The sequence below is a fragment of the Kluyvera sp. CHPC 1.2972 genome, assembly GCF_036759925.1.
Lineage (GTDB): Bacteria > Pseudomonadota > Gammaproteobacteria > Enterobacterales > Enterobacteriaceae > Kluyvera.
Genome location: NZ_JAPKIB010000001.1, coordinates 301,750 through 323,008, shown reverse-complemented (window position 1 = coordinate 323,008; position 21,259 = coordinate 301,750). Strand labels below are relative to the sequence as shown.

The following is a 21,259-nucleotide window of genomic DNA, read 5'->3' as shown; positions in this document are numbered from 1 at the left end:
GGCTTTAATATGGTTCCAGCATCCTTATAGATATGATAAATAACATGCTGATTCACTGAAGATATAATAGAGGTCCGCCATCATTAAGCACTTTCCGCTTATGTCAGGTGTTGATACTGCTGATTTTCTACTCTATCATCGCAATATTGATCGGTTTAATTAATATTAAATATATATTACTTTCGCCCATTGATTAGTGGTGGTTATTTTAAAGGGAATTAACAAAAATGCATACTTTTGGCTACTATATTAGCCCTGGTGTACAGCTGGATGCGTTCCACAAACATCTTATTAATTTAGGGCAAAGTGATAAATCACAGAAATATTTCAAAGTCTCACTGCGTGATACCAAACTGAGGCTGTTGATGTTTCTACTCGAACACGCTGGTGAAAAACTGATTACTAATCAGAAGATTATGACTAATGTCTGGGAGCATTATGGCCTGCGAGCCTCTTCCGCGCGTCTCTGGCAGGTCATGCAGGATCTTAAGTCCACGCTGATATCGGTTGGTGTAGATTTTGACGCGTTAATTACCAAGGTAGACAGTCGAGGCTATTCGGTAAACGGCAGTATGGTTATCGCATTGTACTGCAAGAAAAACCATCTAGATTCCGTTTGGGGCGAGCTTGAGCACGCCTGCTAGCCAGGCGTTGGATCTCATGTTTACCGTTTTGTTTTCGTTGTTCCCTGCCTCGCGAGCGTGAAGCAGAGCATTGGTAGTGGCAGGGTGACAATCAGCAGTACCCACAGCAACGTATAAACGGCATCGACACCGTCGTTTTGAAGATTGGTGTACAGTTTTACCGGGATCCCTTGCGGAAAATAGGCAAAAATCATCACGATCCCAAATTCACCTACCGCACGTACCCAGGCTAAGGTCACTGCTGAAGCGAGCCCCGGTAGGGCGATGGGGAGCGTCAGGTAGCGAAAGCGATTCCAGCCTGATGCGCCGAGGGTTTGACCGGCTTCGAGAATATCTTTGGGCACGGTAACGAACGCCGAACGCGCCACCACGATGAAGTAGGGCAGCTAGCCATAAATTTGCGCCAGCACAAAGGCTGCCGGGTTGTTGACCAGCGTCACGCCAAGCCTGGTTACCCACGTCCCGACCAAACCATAAGGCCCCAGCGCCGAGACCAGCAGGATCCCCATTGCTAGCGGTGGGGTAAGCAGGGGGATCATCACCAATAGTTCGCCCAGTAAACGGCGGCGTCCGCTCGCTTGTGAGAGCCACCAGGCGACGGGGAGCCCGATGGCGACCGTAATGCACAGCGCCACGCCTCCCAGCCCCATCGACACAACAATGGCGTCACCATCTCGCCAGGCCAGCCGTAAATGATGCCACGGCGTAACGCTAATCAGGGTAATAAAAGGAATGCTTAGCAGGAGAATAGCGGGCAGCGAGAGCCAGCCCGCTATTCTGGCTGGGCGGTTTAGCGGGCGTATAACGCGTCCCCTTTTGGTTCCGCGTAACCGTACTGTTTAAATAGCGCCTGACCCTGTGCGCTCTGCATAAATTTGACGAATTTTTCCCCTTGTTCAACGCCGTTAGGCGCATTTTTCAGCACCGCAGCGTAGAACACCATTGGCTGGGTATGCAGAACCTGATCTTTGCCCTGGGCATCTTTAATGGTGAAGCTTACCGTGTCATACCACTGCTTCGCCATCGCCGGGTTGCTCAGGTTAATCTCATCGGGTAGTGCCACGTACGGCAGGTGTGCGGAGCGAATTTCGCTCTCATAGCCGGCGGCGGCGTCCACCTGACCACTCTCAAGGCGTGATATCAGGCCGCCTTCCTGGTGGGTCTGCTGCGGGTTTTGCAGGCTGCCGAGGATCTTCATCGCAATGCCCGGCTGCTGGTAATATTTCTCCGCCAGCATCAGCGTAAAGACGATGTTCTGACCTTTCGGATCAACGTAGGGGTCGGTGCGCCCGAAGCTGATATCTTTTTGCGCCAGCAAATTGAGCCATGAGCCGTCGCGTTTTTGGTTAGCGGCGGCAAACTGAGCGCCATATTTTCCTTTCGGATTGTAAGCCACCACCATGCTGGTGCTGGCGACGGGTACGGCCTCATCAATCAGCCCGGCATCTTTGAGGATCTGCATTGGGCCGGGGTTGATGGATACAAATACGTCGGCCTCAATTTTATGGCTGGCTAGCAGGCGAGCCATACCGTACGCCCCCTGGCCTTGCCCCTGATAGTCGCCGTTATCGGTTTTGCTGAACGCAGGCCCTAACCCTTGATCCATGACTTTGCCCATCGAACCGGCATAAGTGACGCGAATGTCTTTTGCGAATACCGCCGGGGTACATACCATCAGCGCCAGAATTCCGTACTTCATTTTTCCTGAAACCATCGACTTGTCTCGTTATGTAGTTTTTTACATAGCGATTTTTCATGAAAAAGGCGGTGTTGGCAACGACGCCAGGACGGTTGTTGAGCTTAAATTGAAAAAATACCCACTATGAGGTAAATCCCGTGTCTATCTGTTTCTAAACATTAATGTTTTATAAATGGTTCAAATCAATGAAAGAGATGATATTGAGATGATGACATTTGAAAATAACGATAAATATGGCTGTTGTACTTTCCATGCTGAATTACTCGGGAATAACGAGTGTTAAATTTTTTAATTTTCTAGTGCATAAACTGAGATTCGTCAAACCTAAATTTATTCTATAACCTAATGATTTTAAACAATAAAATTTCATGATGAAAATCATGTGTTTATTGGAGCTTTATTTCTTGCGTAATGGCGATTCCTGGTTATGTTTTTATAGGATGGGAAAAATAAATTCCATATCTCAAACGATTACCTTCTGGGATTATACCAAATTTTGCAAAATCGAGGCTCATAATGAAAATAAAGCTTATTGTCAGAAGCCTGGCGCTGGCAGGTTTTATGTCGACAATTGTCCTCCCAGCCTATGCCGACGTGACGCCGAAAGAGGCGACGGATACCACGCAAAAAGCTAACGATGCGCTCTTAACTCAGTTGCCGTTCTCTGACAATACCGACTTCACCAACGCCCACAAAGGTTTTATTGCCGCGCTGCCAACCGACGTGATTAAAGGCGAGCAGGGCAACGTAATCTGGAACCCGCAACAGTACGCCTTTATCAAAGAGGGCGAAAAAGCCCCGGCTACCGTCAACCCGAGCCTGTGGCGTCAGTCGCAGCTGATCAACATCAGTGGGTTGTTTGAAGTCACCGATGGCGTCTACCAGATTCGCAACCTCGATCTTTCCAACATGACCATTATCGAAGGGAAAGAGGGGATCACGGTTGTTGACCCACTGGTCTCGGCGGAAACCGCCAAAGTGGGCATGGATCTGTACTACAAAAACCGCGGCAAAAAGCCGGTGGTGGCGATCATTTACACCCACAGCCACGTTGACCACTACGGCGGTGTGCGTGGGGTGGTGGATGAAGCCGATGTGAAATCGGGCAAAGTTAAAGTGTACGCACCGTCCGGCTTTATGGAAGCCGCGGTGGCGGAAAACATTATGGCCGGTAACGTGATGAGCCGCCGCGCCAGCTACATGTACGGCAACCTGTTAAAACCGGATGCGAAAGGGCAGGTTGGCGCAGGGCTGGGTACCACCACCTCGGCCGGGACCGTCACCTTAATTGCACCGACCAATATCATTGATAAAGACGGGCAGAAAGAGACGATCGATGGCCTGACCTATGATTTTATGCTGGCCCCAGGCTCAGAAGCGCCGTCCGAAATGCTGTGGTTTATCGAAGAGAAAAAGCTCATTGAATCGGCAGAGGACGTGACGCATACGCTGCACAACACCTACTCGCTGCGTGGCGCGAAGATTCGTGAACCGCTGCCGTGGTCGAAGTATATCAACGAAGCGATTGTCCGCTGGGGTGATAAAGCGGAAGTGATTATGGCGCAGCACCACTGGCCGACCTGGGGCAATGAAAACGTGGTGAACCTGCTGAAGAGCCAGCGTGACCTCTATCGCTACATCAACGACCAGACGCTGCGTATGGCAAACGAAGGGCTGACCCGCGATGAGATCGCCGCAAACTTCAAGCTGCCGGACAGCCTGGCAAACACCTGGGCCAACCGCGGTTACTATGGCTCGGTGAGCCACGACGTGAAGGCCACCTACGTGCTGTATCTCGGCTGGTTCGACGGCAACCCGGCGACCCTCGACGAACTGCCGCCTGAAGAAGCGGCGAAGAAATTTGTCGACTATATGGGCGGCGCCGAGGCGATTCTGAAAAAAGCCAAAGAGGATTACGACCAGGGCAACTACCGCTGGGTGGCGCAGGTGGTCAGCAAAGTGGTCTTTGCCGACCCGCAAAACCAGGATGCGCGTAACCTGGAAGCCGATGCGCTGGAGCAACTGGGTTATCAGGCCGAATCAGGTCCGTGGCGTAACTTCTACCTGACCGGCGCGCAGGAATTGCGTAACGGCGTGGTGAAAGGGCCAACGCCGAACACCGCCAGCCCGGACACGGTGCGTGCGATGACGCCGGAAATGTTCTTTGACTATCTGGCCGTGCATATCAACGGTGAGAAGGCTGGGAAAGCGAAGTCGGTGTTTAACATCGATCTTGGCAATGACGGCGGCAAATATAAGCTGGAGCTGGAAAACGGCGTGCTGAACCATACCGCCAATGCAGAAGCGAAAGATGCCGATGCGACGCTGACCCTGGATAGGGCAACCCTGAACAAAATTATCCTGAAAGAGGAAACGCTTAAACAGGCTGAAGATAAGGGCGAAGTGAAGATCAGCGGCAACGGGGCAAAACTCGACGAGATGCTGGGCTATATGGACAAGTTTGATTTCTGGTTCAATATCGTCACGCCATAACCCTGTAGGCCGGATGGCGCTTAGCTTATCCGGCCTACCGTTAGGACAAGCTTTTATTGGTTTAAATTTAAACAACGTTGCGCTTTATGGTACATCTGCCGATGTGCGTAAATGCAACGTTGTGTCATTTTTACAGGTAGGACTATGCAGAATTTACCGCCGATTCGCCCGGAGCAGAGCATTCAACGATTGACGGCGCTGCTGCAGCCGATAGCTGAAAAAATGAAGGTGGTTCCCCGCAAACGGATGACCTGGACGCACAAAAACCAGCCGCAGCTTTTTCTCTTTCTTGAAGGCGAACTCTCCATCTTGCGAGCGTCAGACGGCCTGCTGATTGTTACCGTCTATGATCCCCATCTGTTCGGTATTGCCGAAATGATCCAGCCGGTGCGCGGTCATTTACTGCGGGCGGAGTCGGAGTCAACCATTCTACGTGTGGATGCGCAAACGGCGATGCAGGTGTTCCGCGAGGAGGGCGCTTGGGAAGATGTGGCTTCGGTGCTGTCGTACCACACCGCCTATCTTTTTTATCGTGACGCGTTGGTGGTGCAGCAGCGCACCTATTCGGTGATTCGTAATCACCTGCAAGAGATGATATTACTGCCTGAAGAAACGCGCATGAAAATATCGATCCTTGATTATATTCAGGAGCGCACACACCTTTCGCGTAGCAGCGTATTAAATGTGTTGTCGGCACTGAAGAATGGTCATTATATCGAGTTTAAGCGTGGCGGTTATTTATTATCGGTCAATAGCTTGCCTGAACGATTTTAGCTCGATGAAGAAAGCCCGCTCATGGTAGATGAGCGGTTTTTTTTATCCTTTCTCCAGCGGCTGCAGCGAATCACCGACGTGGTTAAGGCCATCGAGATTCTGCGTTTTTAGATAGTAGCGATTAATAAGCTGCAGTTGGTCGAGCTTGGACAGCGCCGCGTATACCTGATGCGCCTCGCTATGAACATCAAAAATGTCCCGGCTGTTAACATGCTGTAGATACTGCATTTTTAGCGTTTCGGTGATGTTTTCAATGATACGTTCATTGTTCTGATATCGCGTAGTGAGCGCGATGGGCTCAGCAGGCGGCGAGCTCTGCGCGACCACCGGAATTTGCAGGGCATCAATTTTGCTCAACGTTTTCGGTTTATCGGTACTGCAGGCAGTTAACGTGGCGACCAGAAGCAAAACAGTCACTTTATACATAGTATTTCCAGGGTTAACAAATAAGGTGCCTATTATCTTTTTATACCTGGACCTGGCGACCAACGATTCGTTTATTTTTAAATGTAATATGGGCTTGCAGTATAAATTTAAATTTAAACGGTTCTTGTTTTCTCCACACTAAATACCGGTGTTACTCTTGCCTCATCGTTATTCAATCGAAATATCTATCGCCGCAGCCTATATCAATAAGTAACCTCCTTTGTGCGGCGCAATGTTATAAATAGAGGTTTTATGAAACTGAAGAAATTAGCGGGCTATATGGCCATCGCTGGCGTGTGCTCGAGCGCCGTCATTTCCCTTCCAGCAACGGCGCAGGAGCCAGGTAAAGCGGCGACGGCACAAACCAAAGAGGCCAATGAGGCGCTCTATACGCAACTGCCTTTCGCGGATAAAACCGATTTCGCCAATGCACACAAAGGATTTATTGCGCCGCTGCCGCCAGAGCTGATTAAAGGTAAGCAGGGAAACGTGGTCTGGAACCCGCAGCAGTACGCGTTTATTAAAGAGGGCGAGAAGGCACCGGATACGGTCAACCCAAGCCTGTGGCGTCAGTCGCAACTCATCAACATCGGCGGCCTGTTTGAAGTGACCGACGGCGTCTATCAGATTCGTAATCTCGACCTCTCCAACATGACCATTATGGAAGGGAAAGAGGGGATCACGGTTATCGACCCGCTGGTCTCGGCGGAAACCGCGAAGGTAGGGATGGATCTCTACTATAAGAATCGCGGTAAAAAACCGGTCGTCGCGGTGATTTATACCCATAGCCACGTTGACCATTATGGCGGCGTGCGCGGCGTGGTGGACGAAGCTGATGTGAAGTCTGGCAAGGTGAAGGTCTATGCGCCAGCGGGCTTTATGCAGGAAGCGGTATCGGAAAATATTATGGCCGGGAACGCCATGAGCCGTCGTGCCAGCTATATGTACGGTAACTTGCTGAAACCGGACGCGAAAGGTCAGGTTGGCGCGGGTCTCGGCACCACCACATCAGCCGGTACGGTGACGCTGATTGAGCCGACCAACTATATCACCCATACCGGTCAGAAAGAGGTGATCGACGGCCTGACCTACGATTTTATGATGGCGCCGGGTTCGGAAGCACCATCTGAAATGCTGTGGTATGTCGAAGAGAAGGGAATGATTGAGGCGGCGGAAGATGTGACCCATACGCTGCATAACACCTACTCGCTGCGCGGCGCGAAAATCCGCGATCCGCTGGCCTGGTCGAAGTACGTCAACGATGTTATTGACCGCTGGGGCGGCAAAGCGAAGATCATTATCGCTCAGCACCACTGGCCGACCTGGGGCAACGAGAACGTCGTCAAGCTGATGAAAGGCCAGCGCGATATGTACCGCTATATCAATGACCAAACCCTGCGTATGGCAAACCAGGGGCTGACCCGTGATGAAATCGCTGCCAACTTTAAGCTGCCGGACAGTCTGGCGCAAACCTGGGCCAGCCGTGGCTATTATGGCTCGGTCAGCCATGATGTGAAGGCGACCTATGTCTTCTATCTCGGCTGGTTTAACGGCAACCCGGCAACCCTGGACGAGCTGCCACCGGTGGCGGCTGCGAAGAAATACGTTGAGTATATGGGCGGTGCCGATGCCATTATGCAAAAAGCGGAAGCTGACTTTGTGAAGGGTAACTACCGCTGGGTAGCACAGGTGACCAATCAGGTGGTGTTCGCCGATCCGAACAATAAAGCCGCGCGCAGTCTGGAAGCCGATGCGCTTGAGCAGATGGGCTATCAGGCCGAGTCGGGCCCGTGGCGTAACTTCTACCTGACCGGCGCGCAGGAGCTACGTAACGGCGTAGTGAAAGGGCCAACGCCGAACACCGCCAGCCCGGATACGGTGAAGGCAATGTCGCCGGAGATGTTCTTTGACTATCTGGCGGTTCACATCAATGGTGAAAAGGCGGCGAATGCCAAGGCGGTCTTTAACGTCGATTTAGGCAGCGATGGCGGCAAGTATAAGCTGGAGCTGGAAAACGGCGTGCTGAACCACAGTGCGAACGCGCAGGCCAGCAATGCCGATGCCGCTATTACGCTTAACCGCGCGACCTTGAATAAGATTATCCTTAAAGAAGAGACGCTGAAGCAGGCGGAAAACCAGGGCGATGTGCGCATCACCGGTAACCACGCCAAAGTGGATGAGCTGTTGAGCTATATGGATAAGTTTGAGTTCTGGTTCAATATCGTAACACCATAGTCGTTTGTATTCCCGGCGGCGCTACGCTTGGCCGGGCTACAGGATAAGTAGCCCGGGCGAGGCGTTTACGCCGACCCCGGGATCAAGCACCAGAGCTACGTCGCACCACCAATTCCACAGGTAGCATCAGGTTCGCCTCCATCTGCTCACTGAGCAAAATATCCAACGCTTCCTGCGCCAGTTGCTGTTTATCCACCGCCAGCGTGGTCAACGGCGGCTGCGACCACGCCGCCGGTTCAATATCATCAAACCCCACCACCGCGACATCTTCCGGCACCCGCAGGCCGCGTTCGGCGCACACCTGCAGCACCAAAAGTGCGGTGGCATCGTTATAGGCAAAAAGGGCATCCGGCGGTTCAGCAAGGTCGAACAGTTCGTTTATCGCCCGCAGCAGCGACTGCTCGGTATCCAGCTGAGGTAGGGCGATGGCTTCATACTCCGGCGGCATCAACAGCTTTGCATCGTACAGCGCCTGACGGTACCCTTTTTCACGCTGACGAATGCTGTAATGCCCCAGCGTACTGGCCAAAAACGCGATACGTGTGCGTCCTTGTTCCAGCAAATGTTGAGTGGCGAGATAGCCGCCCTGTAGGTTATCCGGGTTAACGCACGGCAGACCAGGCGACCAGAGGTCGACCAACACCAGCGGTAGCTTCAGCTGTTCGAGCACCGCTAGCAGTTCCGGTTCAAAGAACCCCGCGCAGATTAACGCATCCGGCTGGTGGAGCATCACCTGCTCGGCGACGGCATCGCCAGGGCCAACGGACAAAAAGCTCAGCGCGATGCTCTGTTCACGGCATGCAGACTCAAGCCCCAAAAACAGCGGCGAGTAGAACGGCAGCGCGCGGCTGATATTGTGCTGGCGGTGCAGTAAAAACAGCACGCGTTTGATCTTCTCGCTGCGCAGTCGGCCAAAGTCATAGCCCTGCTGCTCTGCCGCCGCAATAATACGCTGGCGCGTCTCTTCCCGCAGGCCGGGCTGACCCTTTAACGCACGGGAGACCGCTCCCGGCGACACGCCGCAGGCGGCGGCGATATCTCTGATTCTGACGGCTTTCACCTGTTCACATCCTGTTCTTATACTTTGCGCTGGGCGCCGAGCCAGGCCGCACCGCGAACGCCGCTGCTGTCACCATGACGCGCCTGTAGAATTGGGGTGCAGCACTGTTTACCGAAGACATACTGCGCAATACGCGCCGGTAGCCCGTCATAGATCTCGGGGATATTCGATACGCCGCCACCGATAACAATCGCATCCGGGTCGAGGGTATTGACGACGCCCGCCAGCGCCCGTGCGATCTGATCCTGATAGCGATCCCATAGCGCGGCAACCGGTTCCTCACCGGCGTTCATCCGGGCAACGATCTGCGGGACCTTATCATGTTTACTAAACAATTGAGCGTATTGACGCTCCAGACCGCTTCCAGAGATAAAGCTCTCAATACAGTTGGTTTGCCCGCAGTAGCACTGTGCCGACTCGCCGTCTTTCGCAGGATGATAGTGGGGCAGTACGTTATGCCCCCACTCACCGGCGCAGGCGTTCGGCCCCGTGATCAGACGATTATCTACGCACAACCCGCCGCCGCAGCCGGTGCCGAGGATCACGCCAAACACCACGCCATAGCCTTTCCCCGCACCGTCGATGGCTTCTGACAAGGTGAAACAATTGGCGTCGTTGGTCACTGCAACGGGCATATTGAAATGCTGCTCAAGCTGTTGCACAAAGGGTTGCTGGTTCAATACCAGAATGTTGGAGTTCTTGATGAGTCCGTCAGTCGCAGAGGCGCCAGGGATGCCAAGCCCGATGGAAAGTGAGTGCGTGGTTGCTGCTCTGGCGGCGTCTATTGCCGTGATAACCGAGTGGAAAAAAGCCTCATAGCTCTGCTTTTGCGTACTGTAGCGCTGGCGGTAAAGCGTCTCGCCCTGGTCATCCAGCACCACGGCTTCAATTTTGGTTCCGCCAATATCCAGCCCTAATCTCATTGCCGTCTTCCCGATAGTCAGTAGGTTAATAGCAACGCAGTGTAGATATTTTGTTTACTATACAAAAGGGGCGGGTGGCAATTTTGTGATGGCGTCTGGCAAAATTCACCGTGACGGAGGCAGGCGGCTTCTCACCTGCAATGGACAGAAGCCGCACGGCGGGGTGGCTTAGAAACGATAGCCGACGCCAATGTTGAAACCGTTGATCTGGTATTTGTCTTCGATATCGGCGGTGGTGCCTTCATAGCCGACGTTTACCGTCAGGTTTTCGATTGGGTTGATGATAACCCCTGCGCCGTAGGCGAAGGAGGTGGAATGGCGAGACTCGCTTTCACGATAAACTTCGTTATTGCTCGATTCCAGCCACTTCACATCGATATCAGCTTTGGTTCGCGCCGCGCCGCCCAACGCATAAAGGGAGACGTACTCGTTGATGCGGTAGGCCGGGCCGACCATCAGTGAGTAATATTTCACGTCGATATTGGTGTTGACCGAATCAGAATCAACATAATAATTACGGTCTTCACTGCCACTCATATAGGTAAATGAGCCAACTACACTGAACGGAGAATCAAATTCGTAGCGATATTGCAGGTTAACACCACGAATATTTTTGAAGTCTTTAACGTCGGCCTGGGCATAACCTATCGAAACGCTTTGACTATCTGCGATAGCCATTCCACTTGCCAGGCTTCCCATGACCAAAACTGCCAGAGATAGTTTCTTCACTTTAAAAATCCCATAAAAATTATTGTGTTGTGTTTATCAATGAGTTTAAAAATCGAGGGAAGTATATCGGCAATGATATTTCTGATGAACTACCTGAATTTATGGGAGCAAGAGTGGAATATTGTTTCGGAGACGGTGTTGTGCAGGGATTAGCTAATTTATTTCTGTATTAAGAAAAGTCCTAAAATAAATCCCCCCGCAATGGCGGGGGGAGGTGAATTTAACGCTGAGGACACCCTGCGCACTGCTTATTCTGAATTTGCTGGAAGAAGTCGTTCCCTTTATCGTCCACCAGAATAAAGGCCGGAAAGTTTTCCACCTCAATTTTCCAGATGGCTTCCATCCCCAGTTCAGGGTAGGCCACGCATTCCAGACTCTTGATGCTGCTCTGCGCCAGAACGGCCGCCGGGCCGCCAATGCTGCCAAGATAGAAACCGCCATGTTGATGGCAAGCATCGGTCACCTGCTGGCTGCGGTTGCCTTTCGCCAGCATCACCATGCTGGCGCCGTGGGACTGCAGCAGGTCAACGTAAGAGTCCATACGACCCGCGGTGGTTGGGCCTAAAGAACCTGAGGCATAACCTTCAGGCGTTTTGGCCGGGCCCGCGTAATAGATCGGGTGATCTTTCACGTACTGCGGCAGTGCTTCGCCGTTATCCAGCAGCTCTTTCAGTTTGGCGTGGGCGATGTCGCGGGCAACGATAATGGTACCGTTCAGCGACAGGCGGGTGGACACCGGGTGGGCGGAAAGCTGGGCCAGGATCTCGCTCATCGGCTGGTTGAGGTTGATGCTGACCGCAGCGCCTTCACCCTGCTCACGCAGCGCTTCGGGAATGTACTGCGCCGGATTGTGTTCCAGCTTCTCAATCCAGATACCGTCACGGTTGATTTTGGCTTTAATGTTACGGTCGGCGGAGCAGGAGACGCCCATGCCGATCGGGCAGGAAGCGCCGTGGCGCGGCAGACGGACAACGCGGATATCGTGGGCGAAGTATTTGCCGCCGAACTGCGCACCCAAGCCCAGATTCTGCGCCTCGATCATCAGCTCTTTTTCCAGATTCACGTCGCGGAACGCCTGGCCGTGCTCGTTACCTTCGGTTGGCAGACCATCGTAATAGCGAGTAGACGCCAGTTTCACCGTTTTCAGCGTCACCTCCGCTGAGGTACCGCCAATCACGAAAGCGATGTGGTACGGCGGGCAGGCCGCGGTGCCGAGGGTGCGCATTTTTTCCACCAGATAGTTTTTCAACTTCGCTGGGGTGATCAGCGCTTTGGTTTCCTGATAGAGATAGGTTTTGTTGGCTGAACCGCCGCCTTTGGCGATGCACAGGAATTTGTATTCGTCGCCGTCGACGCTGTAGAGGTCAATCTGCGCCGGCAGGTTAGTTCCGGTGTTCACCTCTTTGTACATATCCAGCGCCGCGTTCTGCGAGTAGCGCAGGTTGTCGGAGATATAGGTGTTGTATACGCCTTGAGACAGCGCCGCTTCATCGCCGCCGCCGGTCCAGACGCGCTGGCCTTTTTTCCCCATGATGATCGCCGTACCGGTATCCTGACAGGTTGGCAGCACGCCTTTGGCAGCGATTTCGGAGTTACGCAGGAACTGCAGGGCAACGTATTTATCGTTTTCGCTGGCTTCCGGGTCACTCAGAATGGCAGCAACCTGCTTCTGGTGGGAAGGGCGCAGCATAAAGGCGGCGTCGTGGAAAGCCTGCTGGGCAAGCAGCGTCAGGGCTTCAGGCTCCACTTTTAGCACGTCCTGACCGTCAAACTGGGCTACGGAGACGTGCTCACGGCTGAGCAGGTAGTATTCGGTATCGTCGTGAGACAGCGGGAAGGGATTCTGATAGTAAAATGATTTGTTCGACATAGCGCTTCACTCCATAAAAATAAAACCGCCGGAGGTTGCCCCCCGACGGTTATGAATCAGAACATCATAGACATCCATGGGTAGCCGATGACCAGCAGCGCCACCAGGAAGATGCCCCCAAAGATGGTGCCGAGGCGCCAGTAGTCTTTGGTCGGCAGATATCCGCTGCCGTAGTAGATAGGGCTTGGGCCGGTGCCGTATGGGGTGATGATCCCCATGATACCCAGCGAGGTCACCATCAGCAGCACGAAGACATTCATGTTCATGCCCGGAATGGTTGAGGCGATGGTCAGCATTGCAGGCAGCAGCGCGGTGGTGTGCGCGGTGGTGCTGGCAAACAGGTAGTGCAGCAGGTAGAACGCCAGCAGCAGCACGATGGTCGCCACGCCTGGGGAAATACCGCTCATCAGCATGCCGCCTTCTTTACCCAACCAGCCGATAAAGCCGGTAGAGGAGAGGCCATCGGCGAGGGCGACCAGGGTGGCGAACCACACGAAGGTGTTCCACGCGGCTTTATTACCGGTGATGTCGCTCCACTCCAGCACGCCAGTCCACAGCATCAGGACGATAATCAGCAGCGCAGCCATTGCCGGTTCAATCCACTGAGCGGCGAAGATCCACATCATCAATGCGCAGCAGACGAAGACCAACAGCAGGATTTCGTTACGGGACAGCTTGCCCAGTTTTTCCAGCTCACGGGCCGCCCACAGCGGCACTTCATCGTTCACCTTCACTTCTGGTGGATAGAACCAGTAGGCCAGCAGCGGCATGGTCAGAATTAACAGCAGTCCCAGCGGCAGGAAGGCGATAAACCAGGTGCCCCAGGAGATGTTGATACCGACGATGCTTTTCACCAATGCCAGCGCCAGCAGGTTAGGTGCCAGGGCGGAAAGGAACATAGAGCTGGTGATACAGGCGGCGGTAATCGCCACCCACATCAGGTAAGAGCCAATTTTACGTGCGCTTGGGTCGTTTGGTTTTGAGCCGTACAGCGGCGGCAGGTTGGCGATAATCGGGTAGATAGTCCCGCCGCTACGTGCGGTATTGGACGGCGTAAACGGTGCCAGCAGCAGGTCGGCCAGCGTGATAGCGTAGCCGAGCGTCAGGCTGCGACGGCCCAGATATTTCACCAGAATCAGCGCCAGACGGCGGCCGAAGCGGGTTTTATCGTAACCGGCGGCGAACATAAACGCGCCGAAGATAAGCCAGACGGTAGAGTTGCCGAAGCCGCTGACCGCCCATTTAAAGGAGGCGCCTGCCAGCTGGAACTTCGGTGCCGCCATCTGTTCAGGGCTGAACAGCACCCACTGGCTGCACAGGGCGATGGCAACCACCCCGGTCAGGCCGATAACGGCGCCCGGCAGGGGTTCAAAGATAAGGCCGACAATCACGCCGACGAAGATAGCGAAATAGTGCCATGCATACGGTGGAAGCCCGTCAGGAACCGGGACAAAGAGGAGCAGCACGGCCACGATAATAGGCAGTGCCATCATCAGAAGGCGGTTTTTCTGGCCGCCTTTTGGTTTACTCACCGGCGTCGGTGAGTGCGATGTCGCAGATTTCTCGTTCATATTACGCTTCTATAAGTAGTTAATAATTCGGTTTGCTAAAACTGCCGCTTTGCTTTTTTTAGTTTTTTTACTTTATTTAGATTTCAAAAGTACAGCTGGCAATTTTGTATATAAGGTCGATGTCGCTATATTATTTAGCGCCAGGTTTAAAAAATCTTATACTCATATAATGCGCTTTTGGATGCTATTACAATTGATCGTGATCAAAAAAGCACAACCGCGGCATTATTTTTATACTTTTGGAAATAACCCTATTAGGTTATTGGGTATTAATGGTGTTAGGTTAAATTAATTTCTAAGTTTAAAGTTATTGACCACATGGCTATCTCATATAACACGTTGAATTTAATGGTGTTTTAAATAATGAAACACTGGTTCGACCACTGTTAACAAAGTTATAATTGTATTCATGTATATTAAATAATTGTGAATAAAACAGAATTAAATTAGTAACACCATAGGAGTATGTGTGTTATTTAAGGGATTAAATAGTTTTATAACTAACGTAATAACTTTAGTAACTAAAATTATCGCTATATTAATATCATGATATCGGCATAACAAATAACTCAAATGCAGCCCGATCCCGAATTCTTAAATTTTAATTTTTAAAAGTTTGGAGTTAACCCTTATGAACAATCATCATCGCGTACTGAGTTCTTGTACCTTACCGAATGGTACCGAGCTTAAAAACCGTCTGTTTATGGCGCCTATGACAACCTGCTCTGGTTATTATGATGGCTCCGTCAGTAGCGAACTGGTGGAATACTACCGAGCGCGTGCCGGTCTGATTGGCACCATCATCGTCGAATGTTGTTTTGTTGACGATTTAGGCCTGGCGTTCCCCGGCGCGCTCGGTATCGACAGTGATGACAAAATCGCCGGGTTGGCGAAAATCGCTGAGGCAATTCAATCAAAAGGCTCCAAAGCGCTGCTGCAGATTTACCACGGTGGTCGTATGGTCGACCCGAAACTGATCGGTGGCCGTACGCCGGTTGGCCCAAGCGCCGTCGCGGCACCGCGTGATGGCGCGGCAACGCCGGTGGCCCTGACCTCTGAAGAAGTGGAAGGGATGGTCGGTAAATTCGGCGATGCCGTACGCCGCGCGATTCAGGCCGGTTTTGATGGCGTCGAGATCCACGGCGCCAATACTTACCTTATCCAACAGTTCTACTCACCAAACTCCAACCAGCGTGACGACGAGTGGGGCGGCAGCCGCGATAACCGCGCGAAGTTCCCGCTGGCGGTGCTGGATATCACCCACAAAATGGTTCGCCAGTATGCGGACGACGCCTTCATCATCGGCTATCGTTTCTCGCCGGAAGAGATGGAAGTGCCGGGGATCCGCTTTGACGACACCATGTATCTGCTGGAAAAACTGGCCGCGCGCGGCCTGGATTACCTGCACTTCTCCGTCGGCGCGTCGCTGCGTTCGTCCATTGTTGACACCACCGACCCAACGCCGCTGATTGAAAAATACGTTGCCCAACGTTCTGAAACGCTGGCGCAGGTGCCGGTCATGGGCGTGGGCGGCGTGGTAAACGACAGTGATATTGATAGCGCAATGGCACACGGCTACGACCTGATTGCCGTAGGTCGCGCCTGTATTGCCTATCCGGATTGGGCCGAACGTATTGCCGACGGCCAGACGCTGGATCTGTTTATCGACAGCACCCAGCGTGAAGCGCTGAACATCCCTGAACCGCTGTGGCGTTTCTCGCTGGTGGAAGCCATGATCCGCGATATGAGCATGTCGGTATCTAAATTCAAACCGGGCGTGTTCGTTGAAAAAGTGCAGGATGAAGCCGGTGAACTGATTATCAACGTTAGCCTCGAAACCGACCGCATCGCCGACATTGAACTGGCCGGCGGCGTGGATCAGGACGTCGAGTTCGTCACCAGCTTTGAAGAGATTCGTTCACGCATTCTGGACGCCAATACCCCGCACGTTGATGCCATTTCCGGGGCAACCAGCCAGAGCGAAGCGGTGAAAAAAGCCGTCTCCAAAGCGATGGTGAAATCCAGCAAAGCGCTGGTGGCGGAAGAGGGCGGCGATAGCGCGGCACCAAAAGCTTACGACGTAGTAGTGGTCGGGAGCGGCGGTGCCGGTCTGGCCGCGGCTATCCAGGCGCACGATGACGGCGCCCGCGCGCTGATCGTCGAAAAAATGCCGACCATTGGCGGGAACACCATTAAAGCGTCCGCCGGGATGAACGCCGCGGAAACGCGCTTCCAGCGGGTGAAAGGGATTCAGGACAGCAAAGAGCTGTTCTATGAAGAGACCCTGAAAGGCGGCAAAAACAAGAATAATCCAGCACTACTGCGCCGCTTCGTGGAAACGGCTCCGCAGGCGATCGAATGGCTGGCGGATCGCGGCATCATGCTGAACGACATCACCACCACCGGGGGCATGAGCATTGACCGTACGCATCGTCCAAAAGATGGCTCTGCGGTAGGCGGCTACCTGATCAGCGGCCTTGTGCGTAACGTCACAAAACGTCAGATTGATGTCATGCTCGATACCTCCGTGGTCGATATTGTCATGGATGGAGGCGAAGTCTCCGCCGTGCGTCTGCTGACCGACGAGCAGGAAACGATCACCATTCAGACTCGCAGCATCATCATGGCGACCGGCGGCTTTAGCGCCAACAGCGAAATGGTGGTGAAATACCGTCCGGATCTGGCGGGCTTCGTCACCACCAACCATAAAGGGGCGACCGGCGGCGGTATCGCACTGCTGGAACGCATCGGTGCCGGTACGGTAGATATGGGCGAGATCCAGATTCACCCGACCGTTGAGCAGAAAACCTCGTACCTGGTTTCTGAGTCGATTCGCGGCGGCGGGGCGATTCTGGTTAACCAGCAGGGTAACCGCTTCTTCAACGAGATGGAGACCCGTGACAAAGTGTCTGCGGCGATTATTGCGCTGCCAGAACACTATGCTTACATCGTGTTTGATGAACACGTTCGCGTGAAAAACAAAGCGGCGGATGAGTACATCGCCAAAGGGCTGGTGACCAGCGCCAGCACGCCAGCTGAGCTGGCGGCTAAACTGGGTCTGGATGAGCACGTTTTCCAGGCGACGCTAACCCGCTACAACGGCTTTGTCGAAAAACAGGATGACGAAGAGTTTGGCCGCAAAACCGCGCTGCGTGCGCCGCTGAATGAAGGGCCGTATCACGCCATCCAGATTGCGCCGGGCGTACACCACACCATGGGCGGGGTAACCATCAATACCGATACCTGCGTGCTGAACGTCAACAAACAGGTGATCCCTGGTGCGTATGCCGCCGGTGAAGTGGTTGGCGGTATCCACGGCGGTAACCGTATTGGCGGGAACGCGGTGGCTGATATTATTATCTTTGGTACGCTTGCCGGTCGTCAGGCCGCACAGCGTGCGCAGCAGGTACCCTGGGCGATGCTTGAATCCGCGTAATTAACCCATGGCACCATCCCGTAGCCCGGCCGAGCGCAGCGACGCCGGGTTGTTTCCAGCCACGTGAGGGGAGAACGATGTCAGACAGTACAAGGGTATACAGCTATTCTGCCGTACTGATGGGGTCACCCATCCTGCTCAAGCTTTTCGCGCATAACGAAGCGCTCGCCTCACGCGTTTTCCGCCTTATCAAACAGTATGAAGACCTGCTTACCGTCAACCGCGCCCAGTCGCAGGTGATGGATATCAACCACGCTGCGGGCCAGCACCCGGTCGTCGTTAGCGCTCCTGTTTATACTCTAATCAAATGCGCCAAATCGGCGAGCCTGCTGCCGCAAAGCGCATTTAACCTCGCCATTGGCCCGTTGGTGAAGCGCTGGCGTATCGGTTTTAAAGGCGACAGCGTCCCGCCGGCGGACGAAATTTCACACCTGCTGACGCTCACCAATCCTGAACAGGTGGTACTAAACGACGCCGATAACAGCGTGTATCTGGCGCAAAGGGGTATGGAGATCGATCTTGGCGCGATTGCCAAGGGCTATATTGCTGACCGCGTACGCGACTATCTGCGTCAGGAAGGGGTTGAGCAGGGGCTGATTAATCTCGGCGGTAACGTCCAGACGCTGGGCTCGCCGGAAGGCGGCTGGTCAATTGGCCTGAAAAAACCGTTCTCCACGTCCGGAGCAATGATTGGCACGCTGGAGATTGAGAATAAATCGGTAGTGACTTCCGGCGTGTATGAGCGCTTCTTTGAGCAACATGGTCAGCTTTATCACCATATTCTCGACCCGCGCACCGGCTATCCGCTGGATAATGAGCTGGACAGCGTGACTATCATCAGCGCCGACTCGATTGACGGCGATATCTGGACCACGCTGATGTACGGCATGGGCGTGGAAAAAGGGTGTGCGGCGCTGCGTTCGCGCCCGGATATTGAAGCTATTTTTGTGACCAAAAACAAAGAGGTGGTGCTCTCTTCATCCCACCTCTATCGTTTTACGCTGCTGGACAGCGAGTACCGTCTTACTGGCAGTACTGTTTGAGCAGAGCATACTGCTCCTGCAACAAACGGTAGCGGTAGACCGGACGGCCGGTCGCGCCGTAGTGAATGCTGGTGAACAGAATATTAATCTGCGCCAGCCAGATAAGATATTTACGGCAGGACACGCGCGAGATATTGACCGCCTGTGCCAGATCGTCGGTGGAAAATTCGGTCTCAGGATGCGCATCTATCCACTGACACAGTGTGCGCAGCGTCTGCGGCGTGAGCCCCTTTGGCAGCCGCTTCGTGTCCGCTAATTCTGGCGTGCCGCCGTGCAGCAGGCGATCGACGTCAGCCTGCTCGTAGTAGGCGTGGCTACCCATCAACTGCTTTTTCTCACGCCAGCTCAGCAGCGCCTCTTCAAAGCGCGGAAACTGGAACGGCTTGATGAGATAATCCACCACGCCATAGCGCAGCGACGTTTGCACGGTGGCGGCGTCCGAGGCGGATGAAATCATAATCACGTCGATGGCGCGACCCGAGTCGCGCACGATAGGCAACAGATCCAGACCGTTGTCCTGCTGCATATAGACATCCAGTAAAATCAGGTCGATGGTCTGGCAAGCATCCTGCACTTTATCTTTCGCCTGCTGGAGCGTGGAGGCGATACCACAGCAGACAAACCCATCAACGCGCTCAATGTAGCAGCGGTTCAGGTCGGCCACCATGGCATCATCATCGACAATTAAAACATTTATCACGCGCTTGTCCTCTCGCTATCCCAGGGAATTTGAACAAAAAATTGGGTAAACACGCCCGGCTCTGACTCGACGGAAAGTGTCCCGCCGAGATTCTCCGTCTGCTGACGGGCTAAAAACAGCCCGACACCACGGTTTTCGCCTTTGGTGGAAAATCCTTTATTAAAGATGGCATGGATACGATCGGCGGTAATACCCGGGCCATCGTCGCTAACCTCGCCGCTGAGCCAGCCATTCTGGTAGTGCAGCAGCAGGCCAATTTCGCCTTCGCCCTGGTCCGCCATCGCATCCAGCGCGTTCTCAATCAGGTTACCCAGCACCGTTACCAGCACGGCAACCTGCTCTTCATTTGCGTTGTCCGGGATCTGGCTCTCTTCGGCCAGCGTCAGCGCGATCCCGGCATCGCTCGCCCGGTTGATTTTACCCAGCAGGAAACCGGCAATGATCGGTGATTTGATCTTATGCTGCAAGGTGCCAATGTCGGTCTGGTAGTTTTGCGCGGTCTGCAGAATGTAACCTTCCAGCTTATCGTAGCGTTTCATGTGCAGCAGCCCCAGAATCACATGCAGCTTGTTCATAAACTCATGGGAGTGGCTTCGCAGGGCATCAACATAGTTGACCAGCCCATCCATTCGCTGCATCAGCTGGCTGATTTCAGTTTTGTCGCGGAAGGTGGTGATAGCGCCAATCACGCGGCGGTTGTTGAGCACCGGCACGGTGTTGCACAGCAGCAGACGACCGTTACAGCCGATTTCGCGGTTTTCGACGGGCGTACCGCTGTCCAGCACCTCTTTCAGGCTCGACAGCAGCGGCGCATGCTGTACTGCGCCCAGCGCAGGGGCCTGAGGTGAAAACAGGATTTGCCGCGCGGCCTGATTAATCAACGTCACCCGGCCTTTGGCATCGACGGCAATGACCCCTTCGCGAATCGATTGCAGCATCGCCTGGCGCTGCTCGAACAGGCTAGAAATTTCGTGGGGTTCGAGACCAAACAGGATGTTTTTAAGCACCCGCACCAGCCCCCAGACACCCAATACACCGACGATGGCGCTAAACAGCACGAACCAAATCGCATTCTGGCGGGCGGCGCTAATCTGCTCATCCACTTTTTGCAGCGAAATGCCGACAATCACCACGCCAATCTGCTGGTGCCGGTCGTTATAAATAGGCGTGAACACGCGCATGGCTTCGGCCAGCACGCCGTGGTTAATCGAGAGGTTTTCTTTGCCTTTCAGCGCAGGCTGGAGATCGGTACCGATAAAATTCTGGCCTATCAGATGCGCGTTCGGGTGTGAATAGCGAACGCCGTCCATGTTGGTGACAACCGCGTACAGTAAACCGTTGTGCTGCTGTACGGCGCTGGCGATAGGCTGAATGCTATTGTGGTCCGGCGGCCCGCTCAGCCCGCGCTTGATATCCGGAGAGTTGGCCAGCGTACGGGCAATGGCAAAGGCGGTATCTTCTACGCCGGAACGGGTGGCTTTGGTTATCTGCACAAAGTAGAAGGCGTAAACCACCAGTAACACGGAAATAATGACGCTGCAGACCATCAGCGTCACCAGCGTACTGAGCTTCATGGGGCGCTTTGGTTGGGGCTGAGTTTGCTGCATGGCGTGCATTAACACCTTTTATTATCAGAGGTCAAAAACACATTATCGC

15 protein-coding genes and 1 pseudogene are annotated in these 21,259 nt (G+C 53.6%); 6 read left to right on the top strand and 10 right to left on the bottom strand.

Annotated features, from left to right (window positions below):
• Window positions 1-227 precede the first annotated feature (227 nt).
• Window positions 228-644, top strand: coding sequence for a winged helix-turn-helix domain-containing protein (locus tag V6944_RS01655; protein WP_333497638.1), 417 nt, complete (start codon window positions 228-230; stop codon window positions 642-644).
• A gap of 20 nt (window positions 645-664) precedes the next feature.
• Here the strand turns inward: V6944_RS01655 and V6944_RS01650 are convergent.
• Window positions 665-1,420: pseudogene (locus tag V6944_RS01650) on the bottom strand (molybdate ABC transporter permease subunit).
• A gap of 14 nt (window positions 1,421-1,434) precedes the next feature.
• The gene (locus V6944_RS01645; protein ID WP_333497637.1) at window positions 1,435-2,343 is read right to left on the bottom strand and encodes an extracellular solute-binding protein; all 909 of its coding nucleotides are present in this window, start codon (window positions 2,341-2,343) and stop codon (window positions 1,435-1,437) included.
• 516 nt (window positions 2,344-2,859) lie between these two features.
• On the opposite strand from V6944_RS01645, the gene V6944_RS01640 reads away from it, so the two are divergent.
• Both V6944_RS01640 and V6944_RS01635 read left to right on the top strand, forming a co-directional pair.
• Complete coding sequence (locus V6944_RS01640; RefSeq protein WP_333497636.1) at window positions 2,860-4,836, top strand: alkyl/aryl-sulfatase; 1,977 nt, start codon at window positions 2,860-2,862, stop codon at window positions 4,834-4,836.
• A gap of 144 nt (window positions 4,837-4,980) precedes the next feature.
• Window positions 4,981-5,610: a winged helix-turn-helix transcriptional regulator gene (locus V6944_RS01635; protein ID WP_333497635.1), complete on the top strand. Its 630-nt coding sequence runs from the start codon at window positions 4,981-4,983 to the stop codon at window positions 5,608-5,610.
• 42 nt (window positions 5,611-5,652) lie between these two features.
• Here V6944_RS01635 and V6944_RS01630 read toward each other — a convergent pair whose 3' ends face one another.
• Window positions 5,653-6,036 carry a hypothetical protein gene (locus tag V6944_RS01630; protein ID WP_333497634.1) on the bottom strand — a complete coding sequence of 128 codons (384 nt, stop codon included), beginning with the start codon at window positions 6,034-6,036 and terminating at the stop codon, window positions 5,653-5,655.
• Between the two features lie 252 nt (window positions 6,037-6,288).
• Between V6944_RS01630 and V6944_RS01625 the strand changes: the two genes are divergently transcribed.
• The gene (locus V6944_RS01625; protein WP_333497633.1) at window positions 6,289-8,271 is read left to right on the top strand and encodes an alkyl/aryl-sulfatase; all 1,983 of its coding nucleotides are present in this window, start codon (window positions 6,289-6,291) and stop codon (window positions 8,269-8,271) included.
• Between the two features lie 82 nt (window positions 8,272-8,353).
• Here V6944_RS01625 and V6944_RS01620 read toward each other — a convergent pair whose 3' ends face one another.
• From V6944_RS01620 to V6944_RS01600, 5 genes are all read right to left on the bottom strand, one after another.
• The gene (locus tag V6944_RS01620) at window positions 8,354-9,331 is read right to left on the bottom strand and encodes a LacI family DNA-binding transcriptional regulator (protein ID WP_333497632.1); all 978 of its coding nucleotides are present in this window, start codon (window positions 9,329-9,331) and stop codon (window positions 8,354-8,356) included.
• Between the two features lie 17 nt (window positions 9,332-9,348).
• Entirely contained in the window at window positions 9,349-10,254 is a 906-nt protein-coding gene (locus V6944_RS01615) for an ROK family protein (protein ID WP_333497631.1), read from the bottom strand.
• Window positions 10,255-10,422: 168 nt separating this feature from the next.
• Window positions 10,423-10,983 carry an Ail/Lom family outer membrane beta-barrel protein gene (locus tag V6944_RS01610; RefSeq protein ID WP_333497630.1) on the bottom strand — a complete coding sequence of 187 codons (561 nt, stop codon included), beginning with the start codon at window positions 10,981-10,983 and terminating at the stop codon, window positions 10,423-10,425.
• Between the two features lie 220 nt (window positions 10,984-11,203).
• Window positions 11,204-12,853, bottom strand: coding sequence for a class I fumarate hydratase FumA (fumA, locus tag V6944_RS01605; RefSeq protein WP_333497629.1), 1,650 nt, complete (start codon window positions 12,851-12,853; stop codon window positions 11,204-11,206).
• Between the two features lie 56 nt (window positions 12,854-12,909).
• Window positions 12,910-14,424, bottom strand: coding sequence for a DASS family sodium-coupled anion symporter (locus tag V6944_RS01600; protein WP_333497628.1), 1,515 nt, complete (start codon window positions 14,422-14,424; stop codon window positions 12,910-12,912).
• A 631-nt stretch (window positions 14,425-15,055) separates the two neighbouring features.
• Here V6944_RS01600 and V6944_RS01595 point away from each other — a divergent pair.
• Window positions 15,056-17,860 carry a flavocytochrome c gene (locus V6944_RS01595; RefSeq protein ID WP_333497627.1) on the top strand — a complete coding sequence of 935 codons (2,805 nt, stop codon included), beginning with the start codon at window positions 15,056-15,058 and terminating at the stop codon, window positions 17,858-17,860.
• Window positions 17,861-17,937: 77 nt separating this feature from the next.
• Window positions 17,938-18,903, top strand: a complete 966-nt coding sequence (locus V6944_RS01590) for an FAD:protein FMN transferase (RefSeq protein ID WP_333497626.1) — start codon at window positions 17,938-17,940, stop codon at window positions 18,901-18,903.
• On the opposite strand, the gene dcuR is transcribed toward V6944_RS01590, so the two are convergent.
• Together dcuR and V6944_RS01580 are read right to left on the bottom strand one after the other, a co-directional pair.
• Complete coding sequence (dcuR, locus tag V6944_RS01585; protein WP_333497625.1) at window positions 18,884-19,603, bottom strand: two-component system response regulator DcuR; 720 nt, start codon at window positions 19,601-19,603, stop codon at window positions 18,884-18,886. The genes V6944_RS01590 and dcuR overlap by 20 nt on opposite strands.
• A complete protein-coding gene (locus V6944_RS01580) occupies window positions 19,600-21,219 on the bottom strand; it encodes a sensor histidine kinase (protein WP_333497624.1) in 1,620 nt (539 codons plus the stop codon). The genes dcuR and V6944_RS01580 overlap by 4 nt, the downstream gene beginning before the upstream one ends.
• Window positions 21,220-21,259 lie beyond the last annotated feature (40 nt).